Origin of the sequence: Brevibacillus sp. AY1, assembly GCF_029870785.1 — a bacterium.
Classification (GTDB): domain Bacteria; phylum Bacillota; class Bacilli; order Brevibacillales; family Brevibacillaceae; genus Brevibacillus; species Brevibacillus invocatus.
Map to the genome: position 1 here is coordinate 26,825 of NZ_JAFLPN010000023.1, position 25,050 is coordinate 51,874.

The window sequence follows — 25,050 nt, forward strand, 5'->3', positions numbered from 1 at the left end:
TCACATACAACCCCTTAGCGTATAGATTCATGGGAGAGGGTGCTACTCGGTATCAGATTGGAGATTCACACGCAGATACTCCATGATCGAGCGATGCAGCCATCGGGCAAAATCCTCCGATGCCGGCTCCAATTCGTAAACTTGTCTAACCATTTGCGGGTGCAAAAAAGGATAGACGATGTGACTGGTAATCGCCAAAACGATGCGATCGACCGAAACCGTCTGAAAATCACCCGTATTCATGCCGCTTTCGATCACCTTCGCAAGGCCGTGCTTGTAGCGGCTCATATAAAGGGTCATGACTTCCCTGGCGAGCATCGACTCTACGCTCAATTCACGTTGAATCAGCCGAGTAATAGAAGCATGCTCGCAGTGGAACTGCACGTACAGACCGACTACCTGCTCCAGTCTTTGCCTCGCAGGTACATGCGAATAAGCAGCCTCCTGCTCTTCGACCAAACGAAACAAGGTCTCAAAGTAAGAAGCCATCAGGGTTTCCAAAACGCCCTGCTTCCCCTGAAAATGATAGGAGATCAGGGCGACATTCACTTGTGCCTCTTCGGCAATCTTGCGGACGGAAGTACCTTTATAGCCATATATGTCAAACAGCTTGGCCGCCGCTGACAAAATTCGCATTTTGGTTTGATCCATTGCCGATCTTTCCCTCCTGCTCGGCTCTCTCAAATGTTGAGATGCCTTCAGCATGTCAGGTATCGTTCCCATCTACCTTCATCTATTTTACAAAGCATTCGACGAAAAAAGATAGTCTCGTTCTATGTTCGACAATGTTTTCCAGTATTCCTCCTGCTACTTTCCTTGCTATGATAAAAAAACCAATATCCACGCCTGCTTCAGTGGGTTGTATTTTGACAGAATATTTTTACTCATAAAAAACTAGGGATGTGGAGACCATACGAACCAAATGGATGCGACGACTTACCTTGTGCCTCACCCTGCTCGTCTTCTCTCCTACAGATGTGACGATTTATCATGCGGTTCCTTCCTCTGTTTATTCGCAGAGTAAAGACGATTCTGCCATGACGATCGTTACGTACAACATTCGCGGCTGCAGAGATGATGATGGTATTGCTGACCCATCGCTTGTTGCATCTGTCCTTGCAGAATTGAATGCGGATGTCATTGCACTGCAAGAGGTAGACTACCGTCTTCCCCGCTCCCGGTTTGTCGACCAGGTGGCGTCCATTGCAGGTAGCTTGGAGATGAACTACGTATACGCTCCATCGCTCTCGCTGGTAATCGGCACCTACGGCAACGCCCTGCTGAGCAGGCATCCGATCCTCCATGCCGAAGTTCTATCACTGCCCGGTTCCTGGGAACCCCGCTCCCTGCTTGACGTGACACTGGACTGGAATGGCACGCCCTTACATGTCTATGTGACGCATCTGGGCGTACATAAGTCCGAACATCCCGAACAAATCGCATTTTTGCATTCCCATTTGCAAGAAAACTCAGAGAATACAGGAATCCTGCTTGGGGATTTCAATATACTGCCAAACGATCCCCTGCTAGATTCTCTGCGCACGGTGTACGATGACCCGCTGCATCGGCAGGAGCAGAGGCTCATCACGTTGAAAGGCAAGCATTCCTTCAAAGAAGTGGACCGGATCTTGCTCTCTCCGAATTTACTGTTTGTGGAAGCTGCCGCTCCAGCGATCGGCCCATCCGATCATTTCCCTCTTTGGATGAAGATTAAACCGAATGCGCTGGCTATGCAGGAATAAAACGCAAAAGAGGAGCGCTCTTTCACCCTAGATCCAGGGTAGAGAAGCGCTCCGAGAAGAATTAATGACCTTTTCCTGTTGGTACTGATTTGGGGTCAGGAACGGGCTTTACCTTTCCGTAATTTTGCAGATATGTCTCGACCTGCGAATGCTCTTGAATACGCTGGTCTTTATAATCATATTGGGATCGGATCGACATCGTCATTCTGATTGGCAGCTTGTTCGATTTCTGGTATAGAATCGTGTACTCCGCTTCCAAATCCATCTGGTCTACGATTTCCTGCACGTCTGTCTTTCCATTCGATTGAATACTCACGCCTTCCCCCGGCTGTCTCCAATCTCCCTTTGTGAGAGACATGGCCAGCTTCATACTGGGCTGGTGTCTATTCATGGAGGGGAGGGACTGAATGTGAGTGCCGCTTTGACCTTGCAGCTGACTCGCGAGCCAGCCTTTCAGCTTGGCAGAATCCATCACGACGCGGATCATCGCCTGATCGTCCTTCAGGTTGTTGTCTTGGATGGGATACACATTTTTTCTCATCTCACTCATTTGTTGAAAGGCGAATGCCGGATTCCAGTTTTCCATCTCCTGGCGAAGGGCTGCATCATCCCCTGCACTCTGCACCCACTCTTGGGTTCCATCTTTTTTGGTGTACAAGGTCGTTCCTTGATCCAAAAGCGTCAGCGTCTCAACCCGCTTTTTCTCAGGAACTGACAGCTTCACGTTCATAAAGACCGTGTCTCCATCCTTGCGTCCTGAAAAATTCACCATATTTGCATTCGCACTGTTATCAGTCAAAAGCTTGGTTCGACCGTAAAATTCGTACCCTTGTTGATTGGCAAAATGATCCCTGATCTGCTCAAAATCCGTGCCCGCGTTTTGCTTCACGCCCATTTGGCCACAGCCGCCAAGCGACATGGCAACACATGCCACCAGACAGATGATCCAACCCTTTCTCATTTTCGTCCTCCTTCACAGCTAGTCTCCTATAGCGTTTCCGGGGAGGAAAAGGGTTATTCTACGGGTTCGATCACAGGTGATAGTGGAGCACGCCGTCTCGCTCTTCCACCTCTACCTGATGCAGGATCATCAACAGATCGATGTGCCCGATCGTTTCCGATATCGTGAGCGGCAACTCTTTTTCATACAGGGTGGGAAAGAGCAGTGCCGTCAATTCGTACGCGGTCTTCTCACCAGAGGCCAGCAAGCGTCGCAATGTATCTGTGCGCTCCCAATTTTTTTGCAGTCGCGATAAAATCAATTCCCGATGATGCGTCACACGCTCGCCATGACCGGAAAAAACCTGATCAATCTCCATATCCGCACACATTTGCAACGCTGTGCGGTACTGCACCAGTGTCAATGGCCTGTTGCGGGAACGATCGCGTGGAGGTTCGATAAATGCATTGGAGGAGATGTGCTTGATAATATGATCTCCACCGATCAGGACGCGATCCTTCGCACGGTACAAGGAAAGATGGCTTTGACTGTGTCCTGGTGTATACAGAACCTGCCATTCCGGAAAAAGCGGAAGTACTTGTTCATGTTTGAGCAGCCCATCGATTTGGCTGGGCGCAGAGAAGGTTTTCATCAGCTTTTGAAACTTCGCAATGATGATGAGCTTTTCTTCGGGAACACCGCTTTTTTGGTACAGCTCCTTGAAAAATTGATCATGATAAACCATGAAATCTTCGTCCATCTGCACGTAGGGAGCAGCCTGAGGGTGTGCCAGCGTCCGAGCGCCTGAAGCACGTCTTACTCGTTCCAGTTGACCGACGTGGTCGACATGGTGATGGGTCAGGACAATTTGCGAGATTTGCTCCAAACCGATACCGATTGAAGCAAGCCCTTCATTCAGGGTCTGCCATGCTTCCTCCGTCAACGGCCCCACGTCAACCAAGGTTACCTCTTCTGCCTTTATTAACACGTACAAATTGACTGATCCTACGTGAAAAGGCGTCGGAACTTCAATGCGAAATACACCCGGCGCCATTTCCTCTGCCACATTCCTTTTTCCCAGCACTGTCATATTGGCTCCTCCCTCTATCCTATCCTGATTGAGATTGATTACAGCTCTTTAAAGCGAGGTCTTGCAAAAAAAGAGAAAAGAGCCATTCTCTGGCTCTATGCTAACACAACTTGGTTACGGCCTGAATTCTTGGCTTCGTACAAAGCCAGGTCCGCCTGATGAAATAGCGCTTCTACGCTCAGGTTGCTGTCAAGCTCCTTGCTCCACTTGGCTAAACCTGACGAGATCGTGACGCGCGGGGATGTCTCATTCTCTACACAACGCCGAATTCTCTCAGCGACGGCGTGGGCGGTAGTCTTGTCTACGCGAGGCAGGTAGACCGCCAGCTCTTCTCCTCCCCATCGCGCAGCAATATCACTGTCGCGTATACTGCGCCTTATCAGATTGGAAACTTGAATCAACACTTCGTCACCCACCTGATGGCCGAACGTGTCGTTTACGTTTTTAAAGTAATCGATATCAATCAGGATCAGTGAACCATAGCTATCCTGTTCCAGCGATGCTTTGACGCGCTCGTTCAAGTATCGGCGCGTGTACAGGTTGGTCAGGTTATCTGTGATTACCATCCGTTCCATCTCGTTATGCAGGACAGCATTGGTCATCGCCAGGCTGGCGTGCTGACCAAAAATCTCCAATAATTTGTAATCATCAAAACTGAAAAAATGATAGCGTGAATCAGCAACGAGCAGAATGCCACTTACTTCGCCTTCAACGACTAACGGAACTCCCATCAGGGAACTGCTTGGCATGAGCGAAAAAGGAAGAGTTCCTGAACCTGGCTGAGCCAGCATGAGTGTCTGCTTGTTTTGCAGGATTTGCTGAAATGGCTTTTCACTGGCTGACAATAGCTTACCCGCGTACTCCGGCATGGAGGATGCGAGCACTTGGAAATGCTCTTCATCGGTTTGCTTCCGCATGATCGCACAAAATTCGGCATCGAAGGTCGCCCGCATCATGGTCGTCACAAACTCTAAAATCTCTGACAAATTCAGGCTGCGGTTTAGCTGTCTGGCCATCTCGTTAATCAATCGCAGCTCGCGAATCAGATTGCGAGACTGTTGGTACAACTGCGCATTTTCAAATGCTTTTCCCGCTGTATCAGCCAAAATGGAGATGTAGTCGGTCTCATATCGGGTAGGGGACACAGCTTGATCAGAGGTGACCTGAAGGACTCCGTAAATTCCTTGCTTTCCCAGTAATGGCGCAGCAATAACAGTCTTTCTTTGATCATTTTCTTCTATATTCTCAACAATTAATTTCCCCTCGAGGTAAGCTCGCGTGCTGGTAGAGCCTTCATCCTCCTGCAGAGAAAGCTGCTTGACCGGAGTCGTAGCGTCGGGCTCTACCGTGAGGAACAATTCGACAGAGTAGTTGGGGTACAGACTGGGGATACTGGTCACAATCTCATGCAGGACATCGTTTACATCGATGGATGCCTGTATTTTGGACATAAGCTGGTATAACAGATTTTTCTTGTTCGCCTCACGACGCAGATCCTCAGACATCATGACACGCCACAATGCACTGCTTGCTTTTTCTGCCACTTCCTGCAAAAACGCAACGTCCCTTTCGTCGAATAAACAGTCCGTTTCATCAGGTGAGAGGTGAAGGAACAGAGCGTACAACATTCTTTTGTTCCAGCTGATAGGGACCATAACCAATCGGTTTTCACGCAGAATGGAAGCGACGATCGGTGTCGTTCCCATTTCGGCTACGATCTGCTCAATATGGCTTTGGCCTCTTGGAGCATCCTCTGTAGTCACCATGTCGTGCATCATCACTGTGCCTTCTTCTGACAAGCAGACAGCGGAGCAATAGCCTTTTTGGATGATGTCTTGAATCTGTCGGGTCAGGCTGTTCAACAATTCGCGTGTCGTTTCGTACACGCTCAGTTCCACGATGATATGACTGGTAGCATGCTGGATATACGCGTCATACCCCATGCGAATCAGCGGCTCCAGTCCCCGCAGATAGGAAGCAAGATCAAAAGAGATTTCCACCGTAGGGGCAACGATACCGATCACTGCGCGTACGTGACCGTCCTGCTCCCGGAGTGGAAACGCCGCGTAGACAAGAGCATCTGCGTCAGCCTCTACTACAATTTCACTTGTTTGCAACGCTTTTAAAACCAGCTCGGACGCTTTTCCGGCAGGCATAGCGTGTAGCGAAAGGTCAAGTCCTTGAGGGTTCCAGGGTCGGCCAACCTGCATGTTCATGGTGTTGATTAAACGGCCTGTGGAATCTGTCAAGAAAAGGATGCCCGGTCGCTTTTCCGGCCATGATTGCAGGATAAAGTGGGCCGCATAGGAAAAGACCGTCTCTAACTTCCCCAACATTTTACTTGACACGAGATACTCCCTCTCTCAACATTTTCTCAAGCTTCCAAATGATTCGTATTGTTCACTTGTAGGACTTCCCAACGTCGATCGGCAAAGCGGAAAACACAAATACCTGTATTGTCAATTTTCGTGATTCCCGTACCTTGCAAACCTCCTGTCACATAATGAAGGAAGCTGTTGATCAGCCCGCCGTGCGAGACAACGACAATGGCCTCATTGGTGTGCTTGTTGGCTATTTCCGTTAAAGCTGTGACTGCACGCTCTTGCATGGCTTCGAAGGTCTCAATGCCGTGTGCGGCTTCGTCCTGCTCTGTAAAGGTAGCCCGGATCTCCTCATAAGTGAGCCCTTCCAGTCTGCCGTAGCAACGCTCACGCAGTGCAATGTGTGTCGAGATTTCAAAATCTTTATGCTTTGCAATTTGTGCTGCCGTTACTCTTGCTCTGCTGAGGTCACTGGAATAAATACCATGAAATTCCTCGGCTTTAAATCTCCCAGCTACCAGCTCGGCTTGGTGCAATCCCAGCTCATTCAATTCAATATCGCTGTGTCCTTGGATACGCCGAGATGAGTTCCAGTCCGTTTCTCCGTGTCGAATAAGGTACATGATGGTTTCCAAGGGCTGTGATCTCCTTTTTTGACAGTTTCGGAAAGGACACACTTCTAGGAGCAACACTTTCCGAACCTGCAAGAATAACTCTAAAACGCGGTCGTCGCTTCACTCAACCTCGGGAAGACCCCGTTAGAGGTTTCTTAACAGCTTGATTAGAATAATAATTCTTATTATATAAGATGCCGGTTCTCAATTCTAGATTGATCCCGTAACATTCGGGACAAAATTCCCATTCCTTCACGAAACCTTCCAAAATGTACATCTCTTTTTTTCAACCTCTGAAACGGGAGCGATATATTGTGCGTCACACGTAATAAGTTGACACAAACTACATCGGAGGTCATCACTATGAAACCATTTTTATACCGTTCTAGCGCTATTCTCCTTACCACCAGTCTACTCCTGCCTGTTGCATCGGCACACGCAAATACCATTGCTGCAAATAAAGCGGTTTCCGTTTCGGCTCAAGGAAATCTGGCTGCTCTGGCTGCATCCAAGGACGCCAAGCTGTCTAAAGATGCTGCACTCGCCATCGCCAATCGCATTGTTCCAAGCCAAGGATTGGAGTTGAAATCTGTATCTTTTCGATCACCGGACAGCTGGAGAAACTTCCCTGAATGGTCCTTTAGTTGGGAGAAAAAAGTACCAGATAAAAATGAAGTCCAAACGTATTACAGCGTCAGTATCCACGCGAACACCGGAGAACTAACCTCCTATTCCTACCACGATCAGGAAAACGCCAACCTCCCTTACGCTAAACGGATTTCTTATGATGAAGCACGAAAACAAGCCGAGAGCTTCCTTGCAACCTACAACGCTGGAAAAGCAGCACAAACAAAGCTCTATCTGCGCTCGGCGCCAACTCCCAAAACACCGTTGTACGCCAATTCTACCTATTCCTTCAGTTTTGCCCGAGTCGTGGATGGAATCTGGTTTATTGAAAACAGTGCTGAGGTATCGGTAAATAGCGCAGGTAAGGTAGTTGGCTACTCGTTGATGTGGAACGATGACATTCAATTCCACAAACCGTCTTCACCGATTTCTGAGGATGAGGCCAAGGAATTGCTGAAGGAAGAGACGAAGCCTTCTCTCGCCTACGTCATTCCGTGGGAAGCACAAGGAGAAATGCGCGAAAAGCCTGTGCTCGCGTATACCAATCCGTTTCAATTTGTGATTGACGCAAAAGATGGAACGGCTCTGAACCAATTGCTGGCGCCGCGCAGCGAAGCTAGTGACCCTGAGCCAGTCAGCGCCAAGTCTCTATCCGCTCGTCACAAGGGCAAGGCCCTGTCTCAGGAAGAAGCGATCAGGATGGCTTCGCAAACCTTCAACCTTTCCGGCTACGAACTGCGCTCTGCCCAATACAGCGAAAGTGAATACCGTGGAAATCGTCCTGTCTGGGATCTCTCCTATGAGAAAAAAGGAAGCCAGGATTATGATTACGCCCATGTGTCCATCGATGCTGCAACCGGAGATATCTACTCCTATTCAAAGAGACCGAACAAACCACTGGCGAAAGATGGAACGACACGCAAGCTGGACACTGATGCCCTAAAAGAACAGGCGATGGACAGCATCCGCAAATGGACGCCTACTACCGCACACGAATTCTACTGGAATGAGCACTCCGCAGCGAATGTTCGTCCTGGCGATTCGAGTGAACAGACACTGGTATTCCAGCGTTACGTAGGAGATGTTCTTGCCGCAAGCGGCTCTGCATCCGTCACCTTCGATGCGCAAACGGGCGAGATTGTTTCCTACCACGCCGAGATTGGCAAGGAGAAGTACCCTTCTCAGCCGCCGAAGCACCTCTCTGCTGACAAGGCTGCTGATGCTTGGTGGGATGAGGCTGAAATCGAAGCTGTCTATGTCATGGAGCAGCTCAGCCCGGAAGATCAGAAAAAAATTCAGACACAGCCATCCTACATTCCAAAACGGGAAGCCAAGCTTGTCTATCGCGCCAGTGCCACGCTCTTCGATGAGCCCTACTTCTTCGATGCGGTCTCGGGAGACTGGCGTTCGCAATCGACAGGAAAAACCGTTGCCCTGCATCGCGCTGCTCCAAGCGATCTAGAAGGTCATCCTGCTGCCAAGGAGCTGCTCTTGATGTATGAATACGACGCGCTTTCCCTCATCGACGGCAAGATCGTGCCCGAGAAGACGATCACTCGCGGAGAAATGATCGAAATGCTGATGATCAGCATCAATCAAGGAAGATTCTTCCCGGTCTATTCTGCGGAAAGAAAAGCGTCATTCAGCGATGTTTCCAATCAATCCCGCTACTTTGCCGCCGTCGAAAGCGCAGTAGACAGGGGGCTTCTCGACAAGCAATCGTCTAAACTCAATCCGGACGAAGCGATTACCAGAGAAGAGCTGGCTGATATGATCGTTCGCGCCCTGGGTTATCACAACCTTGCCCAATACTCCGAAATGTTCCAAAGCGATCTAAGCGATATTGGGAATTCCAAAAAACGCGGTTCGATCGTGATTGCAACGACACTCGGCATCATTCCAACCGACAAGCAGAAGTTCCAGCCTGCTGCAAGCGTCAGTCGAGCAGATGCTGCGATCTCCTTTAGTCGCTTCCTGGAAAAGCGCAGTGAACAGGACACCAAACCCATTCTGTATAGATAGGTAAAAACACCGTTTCAAGCATGTCTATCAAGGAGTTCATGGAACGCCATCCCGCTCATGCTGCTGGATGGCGTTTGCTATTCACCTCTTGACTTTGCCTTATCTCGCCTAGTATTATTGAGTGTATGTGTACAGGGTAGCATTGATTGCAGGTAAAAACGAAAGGCTCGACCCTCTTAGTTCCCTCCCTTACAGGCAGCGGCTGAACTATCTGTGAGGAGCACGATGCGGAAACGCTACCGTCTGAAGTTCGTGTAGATAAAGATGGAACTAACCTGTCGGAAGTAAACACCTGCGAATCCACATTAAAGGAGACTGAAAACATGTCACGTTACACAGGCCCACGCCACAAACTTGCTCGTCGTCTGGGAATCTCCCTCGATGGTACTGGCAAGGATATCAAACGCAACTTCCCTCCTGGTCAACACGGTCACAACACCCGTCGTAAAATCAGCGAGTATGGTATCCAGTTGCAAGAAAAACAAAAACTGCGCCATATGTTTGGCCTGAACGAAAAACAATTCCGTCGCACTTTCGACCATGCTAACAAAATGGCTGGCGTAGTGGGCGAAAACTTCATGAAATTGCTGGAATCCCGTCTGGACAACCTGGTATACCGCATGGGCTTTGCTCCATCTCGCCCTGCTGCTCGTCAGCTGGTAAACCATGGTCACTTCCTGGTAAACGGCAAAAAAGTAAACATCCCATCCTACCGTGTACAACCAGGTGATGTGATCTCCGTTCGCGAAAAATCCCGTGGTCTGCAACTGATCAAGGATTCCCTGGAAAGCCGTAACTTCCTGCCTAACTACGTTACATTCAATGATGCAGCGTTGGAAGGAACTTACACTCGTCTGCCAGATCGCGAAGAAATGCCTGCTGAAATCAACGAAGTTCTGATCGTTGAGTTCTACAGCCGTTAATCGATTGATCGTAAAAAGAGTAGCGCCGTTTATCGGTCTACTCTTTTTTATTTGGGAAAAGGAGGGTGATGCATATGCCAAGCTTTCATGAGGAAGAGATACGGGAAGTATTAAGGAAGTCCTGGTCCATCCATTCCAGCACGAAATGGACATCCGCCAATCCGGCAAAAGGGCAATGCGGTGTGACAGCTCTGGTCATCCATGACCTGTTCGGAGGCGAGATCCGCAAAACGCGGCTTTCAGAAGGCTGGCACTACTACAACGAGATTTCCGGCAAGCGAATGGATTTTACAGATTCCCAGTTTGCCGAAGCAATCAGCTATGACGACATTCCGTCCAGTCGCGAGGAAGCCTTGACGGATACGAATGGAGAACAATACCAATATCTGCAACAGGCCGTGCAGCGATATTTCCACCAATCCTAGCAAAAACGGAACAACCACCCATGCGAACAATGGCACAGGTGGTCGTGGGTGATAGCTCAGGGACCAATCGATACGAATTCTCCCTTGATGGCATCGAAATAAACATTGCCCGCGAATCCCTTCAAAGGTTTGTAGACGAGAACAGGCTTGTCGATCTGCTTGGACCAGACATAAACCAGATGAAGCGGCGACTCCTTTAAAATCTTTTCCACAGCAATTTCAGCGGCCACTGCATTTTGGGGATCAGGCAACGCAACCTGCTTCTGGGCAAATCCACCCTGGAAGCCAACGATATCGCCGCTCCCCTCATCAACCATGACTACATAAGGCTGATCGATAACAGGAATCCCTTTGTGAGCAGCAAGAAAATGCAGCTGCAGCGGTGCAGAAGCTTGATTCACTGACTGTAAAGATTTTGTACTTCTTGAGCTTCTCTCCCCTGCCAGCTTCGCAATTTCTATCCTACACGTTCCTCCTATGGTATAATCAGGCTGTATGCTAGGGGGTCGTAGATCTATGTCGAATAACCAAACATCTTCCTCTGAACCGAAAAAGAAAAAACGTCGCCGTGGTCGCAGACGCTTGGTCTGGATCATGGTCCAGCTGATCTTTTTGCTCGGCTTGATGGGTGCGGCGATGGCCGGAGGAATCGTGACAGGTTATGTTGCAGCACTCGTTAAAGACGAGCCCGTTCGCAACAAAGCGGAATTGGAAGAGAAAATTTTCACCAACTATTTGACAGGATTCGCTTATTACAACGACGGCTCGCTCATCGGTCAGCTGCGTGCTGAAGAAGGCGACCGGCGTTTGGTGAAAAAGGCTGACGTTTCTCCCTATTTGATCAATGCTATCATCGCAACAGAAGACAAAGGCTATTACCAGCACAAAGGGATCGCCGTACAGTCTACCTTGCGAGCTACTTACCAGGAGTTGACCAATCAGCCAGTCGTGACAGGCGGCAGTACCATTACCCAACAGCTCGTCAAAAACACGATCCTGACCCATGAAGTGAGCCACGCCAGAAAAGCGCGTGAAATCTTCAATGCCCTGCGGATCGAGCAAATGTTTTCCAAAGATGAGATTTTGGAAGCCTACATGAACGAAATCTACCTGGGCAAGAACGCCAACGGCTCCAATATTTACGGCGTCCAGGCAGCCGCCAAGGGTGTCTTTGGCAAAGAAGTAAAAGAACTCACCCTGAGTGAAGCTTCTTATATGGCCGGGATGATTCAAAATCCGGGTGCCTACTCCCCGTTTGGAAATGAAAGCTACGAACGCGGTAAAGAGCGGCAAAAAATGGTTCTCGACCGCATGATGGAAAATGGCTACATCACGCAATCTCAATACGATACGGCTCTGGCTGTCGATCTAAAAGCGCAATTGGCTAAACCGACACAGCAAGCGTATCGGGAAGTTCCTTTCCTCATGATGGAGATTGAAGAACGGGCAGCACGTCAGCTGGTTGACGCGGAGCTCAAGGAAAAGGGCCGAGACAAATCAACAATCGGTCGCAACGAGTATCGCCTGCTGGTCGAGGAAAAACGCCGCGATATCCTGCGCAGAGGCTACAAGGTTTACACCACGTTTGATAAAAACGTACATAACATCATGCAGTCTGTGGCATCTGACGCAAGCAATTTCGGTAAAAACCGGACCTATACAATCAAACGTTCCAATGGAAAGACAGAGAAGATCGAAGACGCGCTTGAAGAAGTAGGCGCAATGATGATCCACAACCGGACTGGTGCGATCCTAGGCATGATCGGCGGTCGAGACTTTACAGTCGAGCAGACCAACCATGCTACCGCACCCAGACAGCCTGGTTCTGCGATGAAGCCACTGGCCGCTTACGCTCCCGCTTTTGAGCTGGGACTGCTGCAGCCAGCCTCTCCTTTGGACGATTCACCTGTGCTGCTCAGTGACGGACAAAAAGGATCTCACTTACCGAAAAACTGGAACAACAAATGGCAAGGGATCATGAGTACGCGTGAAGCTCTTCGTCAGTCTTGGAACATTCCGGCGATCAAAGCGTATCTGAAGGTGGGCATCCCAACTGCACTGGAATACGTGAAGAAAACGGGTATTACCACACTGGTTGATGCAGACAATTACGCGCAGACTGGGGTAATCGGAGGTTTGACATACGGTACGACGGTCGAGGAAATGACCAATGCCTACGCCACCTTTGCCAACAACGGTTCGTTCGTGGATGCCTATCTGATCGAGCGGATCGAGGACAGCCGGGGACAAGTCATTTACCGCCATCAGACACAGCCAGTACAGGTATATAGCGAACAAACCGCATACCTGATTACCGACATGATGCGCACAGTGGTGAACTCCGGTACCGGAACCCATATCCGCAAATTCGTACCGCGCAAAGTGGACGTCGCAGGGAAAACAGGTACGACGAATAGCAGTAACGACTTGTGGTTTGTCGGCTATACACCTGAGGTATCGATGGGCGTATGGGTAGGCTTTGATGAACCGTACCCGATGCCGGATGCCGACAAGTACGTACCGATGATCGTCTGGGGCAAGGTGATGAAAGAAGTAATTGAAGCACATCCCAACCTCTCACCCCCTGATGCTACATTCAAAAAACCGGAGGGTATCGTCAGCGCTTCTGTCGATTCCAAATCCGGAAAATTGCCGAGCGAGCTTTCCAAGGAAGCCGGCCACGTCATCTCCGACATCTTTAACCGCAAATTTGTTCCGTCAGAGGTGGACGATTCCCATCAGAAGGCTAGAGTGATCACCTACGAAGGAGAGCGTTATCTCGCCAAGGAAGGTACGCCTGACGACTTTGTGACGGAAGGCATCTTCTACCGCTCCCCTGATCCGCTCCCGACAAAAGAGCAAATTCAGGCCAGCAATTCGAAGGTAGCTGTCAGACCGCCGGATTGGGAGCAAAGGCTGCCAGACGCCGAAGATCCGCGCACAGAAGTAGCCGGTGCTCCTTCCTCGCCAACCGGACTTGTTGCCAACCGGACAGGTACGCAAGCCGTGTTGACCTGGCAATCAGCAAAAGAAGCCGATCTGGTCGGCTATCGCATTTATCGCGCAAACGCCTTGCACGGCTTCACGCACATTGGCACCGTCAAGGATCCTGCGGTTCTCACTCTCACGGACGCCAATTCGCAAGGCGATTCCGCTTACTATGTGACCGCAGTAGATCTTACTGGAGTGGAATCACAACCATCGATCATCGCTTCAGTCGGCTCTTCTTCGACAACTTGGGAGCTGCCGCAATCACCGACCGACAATCCGATTGACGGAGGAACGGTACCGGGTACAGATCCAGGCGAGCTGCCAGATCCAATTCTGGGGCAGCCCAATACGGGGAATCCGATAGATTCACCATCTACATTGCCGCCATCTGCACCACAGTCCGTGACGATCGCAGACACAGGTAACGGCTGGAAATTGCAGTGGAGAGCAAACAAAGCATCAGAACAGGTCATTGCCTATAACGTCTACTTCAGTCCTGATCCAAGCAGTGGTTATCTGCTCCTGGGGACCGTATCCACCACGACCTTTACCCATGCTGCTGGAGTAGATAATCCGAATTACTACATCACCGCAGTGAACAGTTACGGGGAGTCACCGCATTCAAACAACGTAACTGGACGACTACCATGAATAGATAGCGCACGAGAATGAGCAGAGATGGCGATAACACCATCTCTCTTTTTCTACATTTTGGGAGGTGAACGGATGGATCACATCAAGCGGTATTATTCTCTACCCTTGGAGGTAAACGGCAGAGAATTGATCATCGAGGGTCCCATCTCTGGTGCAGAATTGGCTGCCTATCGTTTTGATGACGGATTAAAAGCATTTCGAATACCGGAAATGCAACATAAAGCTTTAGTGGAAATTGCCGATCTACCCGAAGGTCGGATCATCGTAGCGCGTGAAGAAGATCTCGTTCTTGGCTACGTAACCTTTCTCCATCCCGATCCTTTGGAGCGATGGTCGCAAGCCAAATTGCCCGACCTTCTGGAGCTGGGAGCTATCGAGATCAGTCCCCTGGTGCGAGCAGGTGGAGTGGCGAAAAAGCTGCTGGAGGTCTCGTTCCTCGACGATGCGATGGAAGACTACATCATTATCACGACAGAGTATTACTGGCACTGGGATTTGAAAGGAACCGGACTGGATGTCTGGCAGTACCGAAAAGTGATGGAAAAAGTGATGGGAAGTGTCGGGATGATCTGGCTGGCTACAGACGACCCGGAGATTTGCAGCCATCCGGCCAACTGTTTGATGGCGAAGATCGGAGGGCGCGTACCTCCAGAAAGTGTTGAAGCCTTTGATGCCATGCGTTTTCAGAATCGCTTTTTATATTAAAAGTAGTCCTCTCCCTATCTGAAATCAATGGAGGAATCTTTCATGCGCATTGAAGATATCATGCGAAAAAATCTGGTTACGGTGAATCCGGCCACTCCCATTGGTGAAGCCCTTCTTTTGCTCAGAATCAACCGAATCCGTCATCTCCCTGTGTTGGATAAAGAGCAGCTCATCGGGATCGTCTCTGATCGAGATTTGCGAGATGCCCTTCCCTCTCGACTAATCGCGCACGATGACGATGATACGATCCTGCACAAGCCCGTCTCGGACATCATGCGCAGACACGTCATCACGGCCCACCCGCTTGATTTCATCGAGGATGCTGCCGTACAGATCTACGAAAACAAAATCGGTTCCCTGCCGGTCGTAGAAGGAACTCGCCTGGTCGGCATGATCACCGAATCCGATCTGTTCAACAGTCTCATCGAGCTGTTCGGCGTCAACAAGCCCAGCTCTCACATTGAGGTGGAAGTGGAGGATCGTGTCGGTATGCTTGCAGAAGTGAGCCAGATCTTTCGGGAAGCGCAGGTGAATGTCAACAGCGTGGTCGTCTATCCTGGGAAAAAGCCCGCTACAAAAAATCTCGTTTTCCGCGTACAAACCTTCGATCCGAGGAGTATTCTTCAATTGCTGGCTGATCGCGGTTTTACGGTGGTCGGGCCTACGGATGGAGGGATTGACTTGTGAGTCGCCAAGCTCGTCTCATCTATTCGCCGAACTACACGGATTACTATTTTCACGATGACCATCCCTTCAATCAGCGCCGCCTGTTGCTCACCCACGAACTGATGCAGGCATACCAGCTTCTCCGTGACGAGGACATCCTCTCTCCCCGTCAAGCGACAGAAGCGGAACTGGAGCTGGTGCACGATCCTCGCTACATCCAGTTCGTACGCGATCAGGGACATCAGAGCGAGGTTCTTCCGCTGGCTGCCAGCTATGGATTGGGAACAGAAGATGTGCCTTGCTTTCTCAACATGCATGAAGCATCCTCGCTCATCGTGGGTGGAACCTTGCAAGCTGTAGATGTCGTCATGAACGGACAAGCCGATCACGCCTTCAATCCAGCTGGTGGCTTGCATCATGCTTTTCGCGGACGGGCTTCCGGCTTCTGCATCTACAACGATTGTTCCGTCGCGATCGCCTATATGCGCAAGCACTGGGATGCGCGAATCTTGTATATCGACACCGATGCGCACCACGGAGATGGGGTGCAATGGGCATTTTACGACGATCCCAACGTCCTGACCGTCTCCCTGCACGAGACAGGCAAATACCTGTTTCCGGGCACTGGCAATACAACCGAACGCGGCGATGGCAATGGATACGGGTTCTCCGTCAACATCCCGCTGGAAGCGTTTACGGAGGATCAGTCTTTCATTGATCTCTATTCGGAGCTGATTCCCAAACTGGTGCGCGGTTTTAAACCGGATGTGATCCTGACGCAAAACGGCTGTGACGCCCATGCCTACGATCCGTTGACACATCTTTCCTGTTCCATGAAAATCTATCAGCAGATTCCCAGGCTGGCTCATCAGCTTGCCCATACCTACTGCAATGGGCGGTGGATTGCCGTCGGCGGCGGTGGCTATGACATCTGGCGCGTCGTTCCGCGAGCCTGGACGTTGCTGTGGAGCGAAATGAGCGATCAGCAGCTGCCGGATGAGACAAAGATTCCAGATGCCTGGCGAGAGAAATGGCAGCCTCAGAGCGAATTGCCACTCCCCGTCCACCTTTTCGATGAGCCATTTCCAGCGATTCCTCGTCGGGAAGAGATTACACAGAAAAATCTCGTGACACTGGAGCGAGCGATGATGCACGCACCAATCGCATAAAAAAAAGAAAAGCCAAAATCCCCCTCTTTGTTCCTTTTCAGGGAGGGGGATTTCCTATTCTTTCTATGCGTTTATCAACCTACACTGACTTCCAGCTTTCTGTCCTTGCGATACTGGAAAAAGCCAACAGCCAGCATGATCACAAGCCCGATCAATGAGACCAGTATTCCCTCTGGATACACCAGCATCAATCCGGCGAGCACCAGCAGGCTCCGTTCAAACACACTAGCGGTTCGGATCAAGTAGCCCATAATGCCCGCACTGATGCTTGCCATGCCGATCAAAGCGGTAATCAAAGGAACGATCAGGAACCAGAGTGATTCACCTTCTAATAGTAGGATTGGATTAAAGACGAAAACATACGGAATGATAAACGCGGCGATCGCAAGCTTTACGGCAATAAACCCTGCCTTCATTGGGTTGGCTTGGGCGATCCCCGCCCCGGCATAGGCAGCCAAGCATACCGGCGGCGTAATATCGGCTACGATACCGAAGTAAAACACAAACATATGGGCCGCGATCATCGGGACGCCAAATTCCATTAGAGCTGGAGCCGCCATGGTAGCAGTCACCACGTAATTCGCTGTGGTTGGGAGTCCCATCCCCAGCACGATACAGGCAATCATCGTGAAAAATAGGATCAAAAAGAAGCTGCCTCCGGCGAGTTCCAGAATCCCTCCGGCAATCTTTCCGCCAAGACCTGTAAGCACGACAATCCCGACAATAATTCCAGCCGTTGCACAAGCGGCAATCACCGACAATGCCGTTCTCGCTCCTTGCTCCAGCGAAGCGAGCAGCTCGCGAATGGATAATCGCGTATCTTTGCGAAATGAGCTTACCAAAAGTGCAGCTGCAATTCCCCAAAGCGCCGCATAGGTTGGCGTGTAGCCTACGAGCAGAAGTCCAATGATGGTCAGAAGCGGGAGCAGGAGATCCATTCTCTTGAACAATCCTTCAAAACGAGGAAGCTTTTCCTTGGGAAGTCCCAAAATGCCATGTTTTTTAGCTTCAAAATGGGTTCCAAAGTAAATGCCGATGAAGTAGAGAAGAGCGGGAATGATGGCGATGATCATGATCTCGTTGTACGGAATCCCCGTATACTCAGCCATGATAAAGGCAGCTGCGCCCATGATCGGCGGCATGATTTGCCCGCCTGTTGAAGCAGAAGCCTCCGTCGCCGCCGCAAATTCGGGCTTAAATCCAGCTCGCTTCATCATCGGGATGGTAAAAGAACCGGAGCCGACCGTATTGGCCACCGAGCTCCCCGTCACCATGCCTTGCAAGGCACTTGCCGTGACCGCTGCTTTCGCTGTCCCTCCTGTCAGTCTTCCAGTCGCCGCAAAAGAGAGGTCGTTGAAAAATTGGCTGATTCCAGTCTTGGCTAACATGACGCCGAAAAATAAGAACAGAAAGATATAGGTAGAAGAAATTTGAATGGGGATGCCAAAGATTGCGTTGGAGTTGAAGAAAAGCTCTGTCGACAGAACCTTCCAGCTAAAGCCTGCATGCCCGAAATACGGAATGCCTTTCCCCCATAATCCATAGGACATGGCCAGCGCAGCAATGATGACGATCGGCATGCCGACAGAACGACGCGTCGCTTCCAGGAGCAAGAGAATCCCGATCGTCGCCACTGCGATGTCCAGCGATGTAAACCCTAGAATAATCGCTTTGGTTGTAATTCGTTCATAATGAAAGACAATATAAAAATTTGCAAAAATGGCAGCCAGTGCGAGTACAAAATCGTATACGGGAACGCCGCCCTTTTTCAGCAGCGATCTTTTCGCTGGGTACAAGATGAAAATCAGGGAAAGCGCCGTTCCTACATGAATGGCTCCTTGAATAATGGAAACGTATGGCCCCCTAAAGGCCGTATACAGGTGAAACAAAGTCAAGGATATGCCAAGCAGCGTAACCACCGCCGCGAATTTTCCCAGCTGTGTGCGATAGGCGCTTTCCGCATCGTATTTCGCAAGCAATTCTTGTTGCAATTCTTCGTGTCGTTTTTCCACCAAATCACCCCTTTTTTACTTGTTCAAACAAAGAGAACCGGATAGCGAGCGATCCGGTCCATTCTTGCAAGCTACTTCAAGATTCCTGCTTCTTTAAAGTATTTTTCAGCACCTGGATGAAAAGGAAGTCCCTCAGAGCCTTTCAGCGCATTTTCTTTTGTCAGATTGCTGCCTTGCTGGTGCGTGATTTGCCCGGCATTCTCAAACATGGCCTTGGTAATCTCATATCCCAGCTCTTCGCTGATCTGGTTGGTGGAACCTACCATAATGGCATATGCGGACACCGTGCTTACCGGCTTATCCAACCAGGTGTATGTATCTGCCGGAATTTCAAATGCGCCGTAATCGCTATGGTCCTCCACGTACTTCAGTGCATCCCCTTCGATCGGCAAGTACTGCACATTTTTCGTCTGGGCTTGCAGCTCGTCGATGCTGGAGGCGGGCAATCCCAGCAATCCGAAAGAAGCATCAATGACCCCATCCTGCAGTTTGCCTTTTGCATCGCCGAAGCCTTCCTGGAATGCCTCGTAATCTCCGTCTTTGATCCCGTAAGCCTCCAACACCAGCTTTGCTGCGAATTGTGTTCCGCTCCCCGCTGGCCCGATTGCCACTTTTTTGCCTTTCAGATCAGCAATCGATTGAATTCCCTTGGATTTCAAGGAAACGACCTGCATAACCTCCGGGTAGATGTGGCCCATAAAACCGAAGTTTTCTACCTTTGTTCCCTCAAAATCATCTTTGCCATTTACTGCTCCCAGCGCAGTTAAATGCACGGTCATTCCCATTTGCATCTCGCCGCGCCCGATTTTCGCCAGATTGTCTACCGAAGCTCCAGAAGCAACAGCACTGGAATTAAACCCATCCACCTTCACATTCGCATTCAGCAAATTGGAGATTTCCTGACCTAAAGGAAAATAGGTACCGCCTGTACTCCCAGTCCCAATCTGAATATCCGTTCGGAAGTCATCCTGCTTGGCCGCTCCTCCACCCGGCACAGCCGAAGAGTCTTGCCCCCCGCTGCAAGCAGTCAAAGCCAAAGTCATAGATAATAGAAGAAATGCCCCAAATCGAAAGCCAGTCTTTTTCATCGTCTACCCCCTTGATTTGCTTTGAAATATTTTTTTCAAATATTTCTTAACCATGAAATTAATTAATCATATTGTATGCGTTCGTTAAGTACTCTGTCAAACTATTAACGAAATTTTTGTGCTATTCAAGCAAAGATGTGCCTCTTCCGCATCCGATCAAAACGCAAAATACACCCCCTGCTGGAACAGCGGATCAACCTCGAAAGGTGATACCCATGTCCTGCTAGGGGGTGCGTAGTGCCTGTCTTACATAAACATATTCGCGATCAAGAGACAAACCAGACCGACAAACCAGGAGATCGTGGTAGGAACAGACCAAACCATGATTTGCTCTTTTACATTTTTAATACCCAGCATACGGTTTACGACCCAGAACAAGCTGTCGTTGAAATAGGAGAAGATCATCGAACCCATCGCAGCCGCTTGAGCTGCCAGTGCCATATTCACTTCCATGTTAGCCAGAATCGGCGCGGAAATAGAAGCTGCTGTCACCATCGCTACGGTTCCGCTACCTTGAACCAGACGGACGAGCGTAGCGACAAAGAATGGGATGAGAATCGCTGGCAGAGGCAATTCCGCAATTTTACCTGCGATGAAATCCCCTGCACCGCTCTCACGCAATACGGCACCAAGAGCGCCACCTGCACCGGTAACGAGAATAATGATCCCGGCTGTTTGGATTCCCTCTTCCATCCGGTCGAGTGTCGCGGAACGGCTCAGATGTCCAGCCAACGCGTAGATAGCTGCGATCAAGCCAATGCTGACGGCGATAATCGGTTTACCCAAGAAGATCAAAATTTCATAGAAACCGGTAGTCAGCTCCATCGCGGAAAGCGTGGTGTTCAGGAAAATAAGAATGATCGGGATGAGAATCGGCAGCAAGGATTTTGACAAAGAAGGCAGCTCAGCCGATTTTTTATCAGCCAAATCCAAAAACTCCTGGTACGCGATTTTGGTATCTGGTCTGGAGAAACCTGCATCTGAATCATCCGGAATTTGATAAATCCTGTTGCCCAGCCATTTCGCATACAAAACGCCCACGATCATGATCGGAATACCGAACAACAGACCCAAAGCGATCATCAGTCCGATGTCGACTCCAAAAATCCCTGCAACACCCAAAGGACCTGGCGTAGGCGGCACCAACGAGTGCGTTATCACAAGACCGACAGCCAACGCTACACCTAAGGAGATGACCGATTTCCCTGTTTTCTTTGAAAGCGCTTTTACCAATGGGTTTAAAATAACAAAGGCAGAGTCCACGAAGATCGGAATGGAAACGATATAACCAGCAATCGCCATCGCCCATTCTTCTTTTTTCTTGCCTACAAATCGAATCAAGGAATAAGCAAGGGTCTCAGCAGCCCCGGACACCTCAAGAATCCGCCCGATCATGACACCCAAACCGATGATGATCCCGATGGATGCAAGGGTACTCCCAAAACCTGCTGAAATGGTGTCCGCTACTTTTACCGGAGCCATTCCTCCTACAATTCCTGCAATGGATGCTGCGGTGATCAGCGCTAGAAAAGCATGAATCTTTGTTCTTAATACGAGAAAAATCAAGATAACGACCGCTAAAACCAAGCCAACCACCATTTGCGTTCCTGAAACGTCCATACCTCTGATCCTCCTTTGTGTGAAAGTGTTTACATTTGAATGGATTTGTAATGAAGGGCGCTATTCGCCCTTCATCACAAGTCTCTCATTCTAGCCAAACAAGCCCGCGGTCCCTGAATTACAGCGTATTGCTTGTAAACTTAGGTGCGTATTGTGCTGCGAGCTTGATGCACTCTTCCATACTGATGCTCTCCGCGATGTTTTTCCCAGCGATGTCAAAAGCGGTACCGTGGTCAACAGAGGTGCGCAGGAAAGGCAATCCGTTGGTAATCGAGATGGTTCTGTGGAAATCTGTCATTTTCGCCGCGATATGTCCCTGGTCATGGTAGAGAGACAAGACGGCATCATATCTTCCATGCAGCGCCTGGAAGAAGACGGAATCCGCTGGTACTGGTCCTACAGCATCAATACCTGCCTGTCTGCCTGCCTCAACACCCGGCTTGATTTCATCCACTTCTTCCCTGCCGAACAATCCGCCCTCACCGCTATGTGGATTCAGGCCGGCCACCGCGATTTTCCTCGATTCGACACCCAGCCGCTTCAGAGCTTGATCGCAGCGAATCAGGTAGTCCTGCACGCGTTCTTTGGTCATCTGCGCAATCGCATCCTTCAAGGATAGATGGCGCGTCAGGAAGAAGATGCGCATGCCGTTCACTTCAAACATGGTCAACGGATCTTTGGTGTTCGTGAGCGATTCGAGCATTTCGGTATGACCGATGAAAGGCACCTTCGCCGCTTGCAGAGACTCCTTGTTGATCGGTGTTGTCGCCAGTGCTTTCACTTCGCCATTCATGGCCAGGTCTACTGATTTTTTGATGTATTCAAATGCGCCTTGGCCGCCCTGTGCCGATACTTGACCGTATTCAAGCTTCTCGATATCGATATTGTCCAGATCGATGACATCGACTGTTCCCAGCTCGTATTTTCCTTCAGCAGGAGAGCTCACTTTGTTGATTTTCAAATCCGCTTGTACGATCTCAATGGCTTTGGCGAGAACCTTGGCATCGCCAATGACCAGCGGCTTGCATACATCGTAGATTTCTTTTTTCGTCAGCGATTTCATCGTGATCTCTGGTCCAATCCCTGCCGGGTCCCCCATCGGAATCGCAATAATCGCTCTCTGTGTTGTCATCATTTTTGTTCCTCCTTAACATTTTGCCAAAAGAAATTGAATGCTTGTGTAGATGGCTTTCTTATCGCCTGCCATACCGCCTTTGGTGACAAGAGGAATGCCATCCAGATACCCTCCGATCAGGTGACCATATGCCACCAAGGGGAGTACCTCTACTTCCAGCTTGATTCCTTCTGCACCGCCAATCGCGCAGAGGGATGCCGTCACATCTCCGCCACTGGTGAAGCAGCCGCCGATTTCATACTCGCTCTTCTGAATCACCAGGCGCGTAATTTTCCCCAGCCCGTCTGCAATGCGCTTCGCCAGACTTTCCTGTGTCGTCTGCTGCTCTTTGGCGATCTCCTTCAGGTTCAGCGGTTCGGCGAAGGGAGAATTCGTCGTGATGATCAGGATAGACTGCTTCTTCATTTCCTCCAAAACGACCTGAATCACACGATTGGTCTCTTCGTCCCACGATTCGTTCATGCTCGCCAGCTTTTTAGCGTCCACGTAGATCGGTTGGGCATTCGTTTTTTCCACCAGATATTGCAATTGACCTGCCGCATTGGAGGTGATGCTCCCCACCGTCACCAGAATCTTTTTGTCGCTTGCATGCTGGCGGGTATACACCTTGGAATAGATAGAGGACAACGGCCCAGGATCAACGGGAATCATCTGGTAATCCTTAATCGCGGCCATCGCTTTGGCAATCGATTCGATCTCCTCATCGGTCACGGCATCCATGACCAAGATCCGTTTGCCCTCTGAGATCAGCGTCCGCATAGCCTGTTCCGTTTCCAGCGCGCCAGCCAAAACCGTCTCCAGCGGAATGTACGAAACTGGATAGCTGCTTTGTTTTTGCACAATGGCCGGCACATACGATTCGGTGAGCGGAGCGACCGGATCTTTTGCTACATCCGTCGCCTGCAGGGGGATGCCATTTACCAGCAGATAGCCCCCAGAGGTAATTCGCCCCGAATCCGGGTAGGACGCTACCACCACTGCAATCGCTTTTTCACCAAGCTCGGACAATACGGTATCGATTTCTACACCAATATTGCCCCGGACTGTACTGTCGATGCGCTTGCAGATGACATCGGCGCCCCATTTTGTGAGATTATCCAAAACGGTCTTGACTCTCAGCTGCGCCACTTCTGCTCTCGCATATCGGCTATCCGTATCCACGCATACCGCGTTGTACGATTCCGATGTAGGAAGATTGTTGAAATGCACCATCGTCGCTGCCTCAAAGCCTTGCCGGGCGAGCCTCACGCCAGTCGCGTTCGCCCCTGTCAGGTCATCTGCAATGACTCCAATTTTCATGTGGCCTCTCCCACCTCTGCTGTCACAACTTTCAGATGTTCTTTTAGCTTTTCCTTGTCTTCTGCTGTTAACCCATCATCTGTAATCAATCCGTCAAGACTTGCAAGATCGCAGACCTTCGTAAACGACTTCTGGTCAAACTTGCTGGAATCCGCTACTAACCAGGTGGTTCCCGCTGCTTCTATCATCATTTTTTTAATGGAAGCCTTTTCAAAGGTAGTTACCGTAATACCCGCGTCCAGATGGACCGCATGAGCACCCAGGAAAAACAGATCAACGTGGATATTTTTCAGGATCTGCTCCGTGAGCGGGCCAAACAACGCGCCTACACCATTTTGCAGCTCCCCGCCTGTCACGATGACCTTTACCTCACTGTCCATCAGCTCGGCAGCGATTTTGATATCATTGGTGATCACAGTCAGGTGTTTTTTATCCTTGAGCAATCTGGCAATCTCCAGGTTGGTTGTTCCAGAATCCAATAGTATCGTCGAGTGATCCGAAACGAGTGTCACAGCCTTTCGGGCGATTTGCCGTTTTTGGCTGCTGTATTTTCCCTCTTTTGTGAGAAAAGGTGTTTCCATGATCAAGGGCTTGTTGAGAATTGCCCCTCCGAATGTACGGATGATCTTCTCTTCTTCTTCCAGGGTAGAGAGATCCCGGCGAATGGTCATGGCTGATACATGGAGCTGTTCAGCAAGTTGATCAATATCGATTTTCTCGTCCTTGCTTAGCTGTTCCAAAATCCATTTTCTTCGCTCTTGTGGTAACAAAGTCATCACCCTTTGTTCATTTCGAACATTTTATAGTGTTAGTATGTTGTTTTTGAACAATTTTGTCAAGGATTAAACACACTATTGTGTACATTTAACATTCCTCGTTTTTTTTTCACAAATAGGAATGTGCTTTTGTAACATCCTTTCTCTTCATAAATCCCTTGTTTCCGATGTACTCTGTAATGCTTTTTTCTAGAGTCAATCTTTGTTACAGGTTCTAATGTACCCACCTCC

Annotated in this window: 20 protein-coding genes; 8 read left to right on the forward strand and 12 right to left on the reverse strand. The window is 49.8% G+C overall.

Annotation, left to right across the window (positions count from 1 at the left end; translation table 11 throughout):
• Positions 1-42: 42 nt before the first annotated feature.
• On the reverse strand, positions 43-651 hold the full coding sequence (refZ, locus tag JZI27_RS17135) for a forespore capture DNA-binding protein RefZ (protein ID WP_122910614.1): 609 nt from the start codon (positions 649-651) through the stop codon (positions 43-45).
• A gap of 275 nt (positions 652-926) precedes the next feature.
• Between refZ and JZI27_RS17140 the strand changes: the two genes are divergently transcribed.
• Positions 927-1,742, forward strand: coding sequence for an endonuclease/exonuclease/phosphatase family protein (locus tag JZI27_RS17140; RefSeq protein WP_251244717.1), 816 nt, complete (start codon positions 927-929; stop codon positions 1,740-1,742).
• 61 nt (positions 1,743-1,803) lie between these two features.
• On the opposite strand, the gene JZI27_RS17145 is transcribed toward JZI27_RS17140, so the two are convergent.
• The 4 genes from JZI27_RS17145 to JZI27_RS17160 all read right to left on the reverse strand — a co-directional run bounded on the left by JZI27_RS17145 (position 1,804) and on the right by JZI27_RS17160 (position 6,728).
• Complete coding sequence (locus JZI27_RS17145) at positions 1,804-2,703, reverse strand: hypothetical protein (protein ID WP_280208421.1); 900 nt, start codon at positions 2,701-2,703, stop codon at positions 1,804-1,806.
• 70 nt (positions 2,704-2,773) lie between these two features.
• A complete protein-coding gene (locus tag JZI27_RS17150; RefSeq protein ID WP_280208422.1) occupies positions 2,774-3,772 on the reverse strand; it encodes an MBL fold metallo-hydrolase in 999 nt (332 codons plus the stop codon).
• Between the two features lie 95 nt (positions 3,773-3,867).
• Positions 3,868-6,108: a sensor domain-containing diguanylate cyclase gene (locus tag JZI27_RS17155; RefSeq protein ID WP_276531896.1), complete on the reverse strand. Its 2,241-nt coding sequence runs from the start codon at positions 6,106-6,108 to the stop codon at positions 3,868-3,870.
• A 38-nt stretch (positions 6,109-6,146) separates the two neighbouring features.
• Positions 6,147-6,728, reverse strand: a complete 582-nt coding sequence (locus JZI27_RS17160) for a histidine phosphatase family protein (RefSeq protein ID WP_122910609.1) — start codon at positions 6,726-6,728, stop codon at positions 6,147-6,149.
• A 342-nt stretch (positions 6,729-7,070) separates the two neighbouring features.
• Here JZI27_RS17160 and JZI27_RS17165 point away from each other — a divergent pair, with 342 nt between their 5' ends.
• The 3 genes from JZI27_RS17165 to JZI27_RS17175 all read left to right on the forward strand — a co-directional run bounded on the left by JZI27_RS17165 (position 7,071) and on the right by JZI27_RS17175 (position 10,704).
• Positions 7,071-9,356, forward strand: a complete 2,286-nt coding sequence (locus JZI27_RS17165; protein WP_280208423.1) for an S-layer homology domain-containing protein — start codon at positions 7,071-7,073, stop codon at positions 9,354-9,356.
• Between the two features lie 323 nt (positions 9,357-9,679).
• Complete coding sequence (gene rpsD / locus JZI27_RS17170; protein ID WP_122910607.1) at positions 9,680-10,279, forward strand: 30S ribosomal protein S4; 600 nt, start codon at positions 9,680-9,682, stop codon at positions 10,277-10,279.
• 74 nt (positions 10,280-10,353) lie between these two features.
• Complete coding sequence (locus tag JZI27_RS17175; RefSeq protein WP_280208425.1) at positions 10,354-10,704, forward strand: YunG family protein; 351 nt, start codon at positions 10,354-10,356, stop codon at positions 10,702-10,704.
• 56 nt (positions 10,705-10,760) lie between these two features.
• Here the strand turns inward: JZI27_RS17175 and JZI27_RS17180 are convergent, their stop codons facing one another.
• On the reverse strand, positions 10,761-11,105 hold the full coding sequence (locus JZI27_RS17180; protein WP_251244711.1) for a hypothetical protein: 345 nt from the start codon (positions 11,103-11,105) through the stop codon (positions 10,761-10,763).
• A gap of 115 nt (positions 11,106-11,220) precedes the next feature.
• Between JZI27_RS17180 and JZI27_RS17185 the strand changes: the two genes are divergently transcribed.
• The 4 genes from JZI27_RS17185 to JZI27_RS17200 all read left to right on the forward strand — a co-directional run bounded on the left by JZI27_RS17185 (position 11,221) and on the right by JZI27_RS17200 (position 16,889).
• Positions 11,221-14,346 (forward strand): penicillin-binding protein 1A, encoded by a 3,126-nt coding sequence (locus JZI27_RS17185; protein WP_280208427.1) that lies wholly within the window; start codon positions 11,221-11,223, stop codon positions 14,344-14,346.
• 75 nt (positions 14,347-14,421) lie between these two features.
• Complete coding sequence (locus tag JZI27_RS17190; protein ID WP_122910603.1) at positions 14,422-15,054, forward strand: N-acetyltransferase; 633 nt, start codon at positions 14,422-14,424, stop codon at positions 15,052-15,054.
• Between the two features lie 42 nt (positions 15,055-15,096).
• Positions 15,097-15,741 (forward strand): CBS and ACT domain-containing protein, encoded by a 645-nt coding sequence (locus tag JZI27_RS17195; protein ID WP_251244708.1) that lies wholly within the window; start codon positions 15,097-15,099, stop codon positions 15,739-15,741.
• Positions 15,738-16,889, forward strand: a complete 1,152-nt coding sequence (locus JZI27_RS17200) for an acetoin utilization protein AcuC (protein ID WP_122910601.1) — start codon at positions 15,738-15,740, stop codon at positions 16,887-16,889. The genes JZI27_RS17195 and JZI27_RS17200 overlap by 4 nt, the downstream gene beginning before the upstream one ends.
• Positions 16,890-16,963: 74 nt before the next feature.
• Here JZI27_RS17200 and JZI27_RS17205 read toward each other — a convergent pair whose 3' ends face one another.
• From JZI27_RS17205 to JZI27_RS17230, 6 genes are all read right to left on the reverse strand, one after another.
• Positions 16,964-18,904 carry a TRAP transporter permease gene (locus JZI27_RS17205; RefSeq protein ID WP_481752823.1) on the reverse strand — a complete coding sequence of 647 codons (1,941 nt, stop codon included), beginning with the start codon at positions 18,902-18,904 and terminating at the stop codon, positions 16,964-16,966.
• Positions 18,905-18,972: 68 nt separating this feature from the next.
• Complete coding sequence (locus tag JZI27_RS17210; protein WP_122910599.1) at positions 18,973-19,989, reverse strand: TAXI family TRAP transporter solute-binding subunit; 1,017 nt, start codon at positions 19,987-19,989, stop codon at positions 18,973-18,975.
• Between the two features lie 246 nt (positions 19,990-20,235).
• Entirely contained in the window at positions 20,236-21,609 is a 1,374-nt protein-coding gene (locus tag JZI27_RS17215; protein ID WP_280208433.1) for a GntP family permease, read from the reverse strand.
• Between the two features lie 118 nt (positions 21,610-21,727).
• The gene (pdxA, locus tag JZI27_RS17220; RefSeq protein WP_251244732.1) at positions 21,728-22,741 is read right to left on the reverse strand and encodes a 4-hydroxythreonine-4-phosphate dehydrogenase PdxA; all 1,014 of its coding nucleotides are present in this window, start codon (positions 22,739-22,741) and stop codon (positions 21,728-21,730) included.
• A 15-nt stretch (positions 22,742-22,756) separates the two neighbouring features.
• Complete coding sequence (locus JZI27_RS17225) at positions 22,757-24,043, reverse strand: four-carbon acid sugar kinase family protein (protein WP_251244705.1); 1,287 nt, start codon at positions 24,041-24,043, stop codon at positions 22,757-22,759.
• The gene (locus JZI27_RS17230; RefSeq protein WP_280208435.1) at positions 24,040-24,813 is read right to left on the reverse strand and encodes a DeoR/GlpR family DNA-binding transcription regulator; all 774 of its coding nucleotides are present in this window, start codon (positions 24,811-24,813) and stop codon (positions 24,040-24,042) included. Before JZI27_RS17230 ends, JZI27_RS17225 begins: the two co-directional genes overlap by 4 nt.
• Positions 24,814-25,050 lie beyond the last annotated feature (237 nt).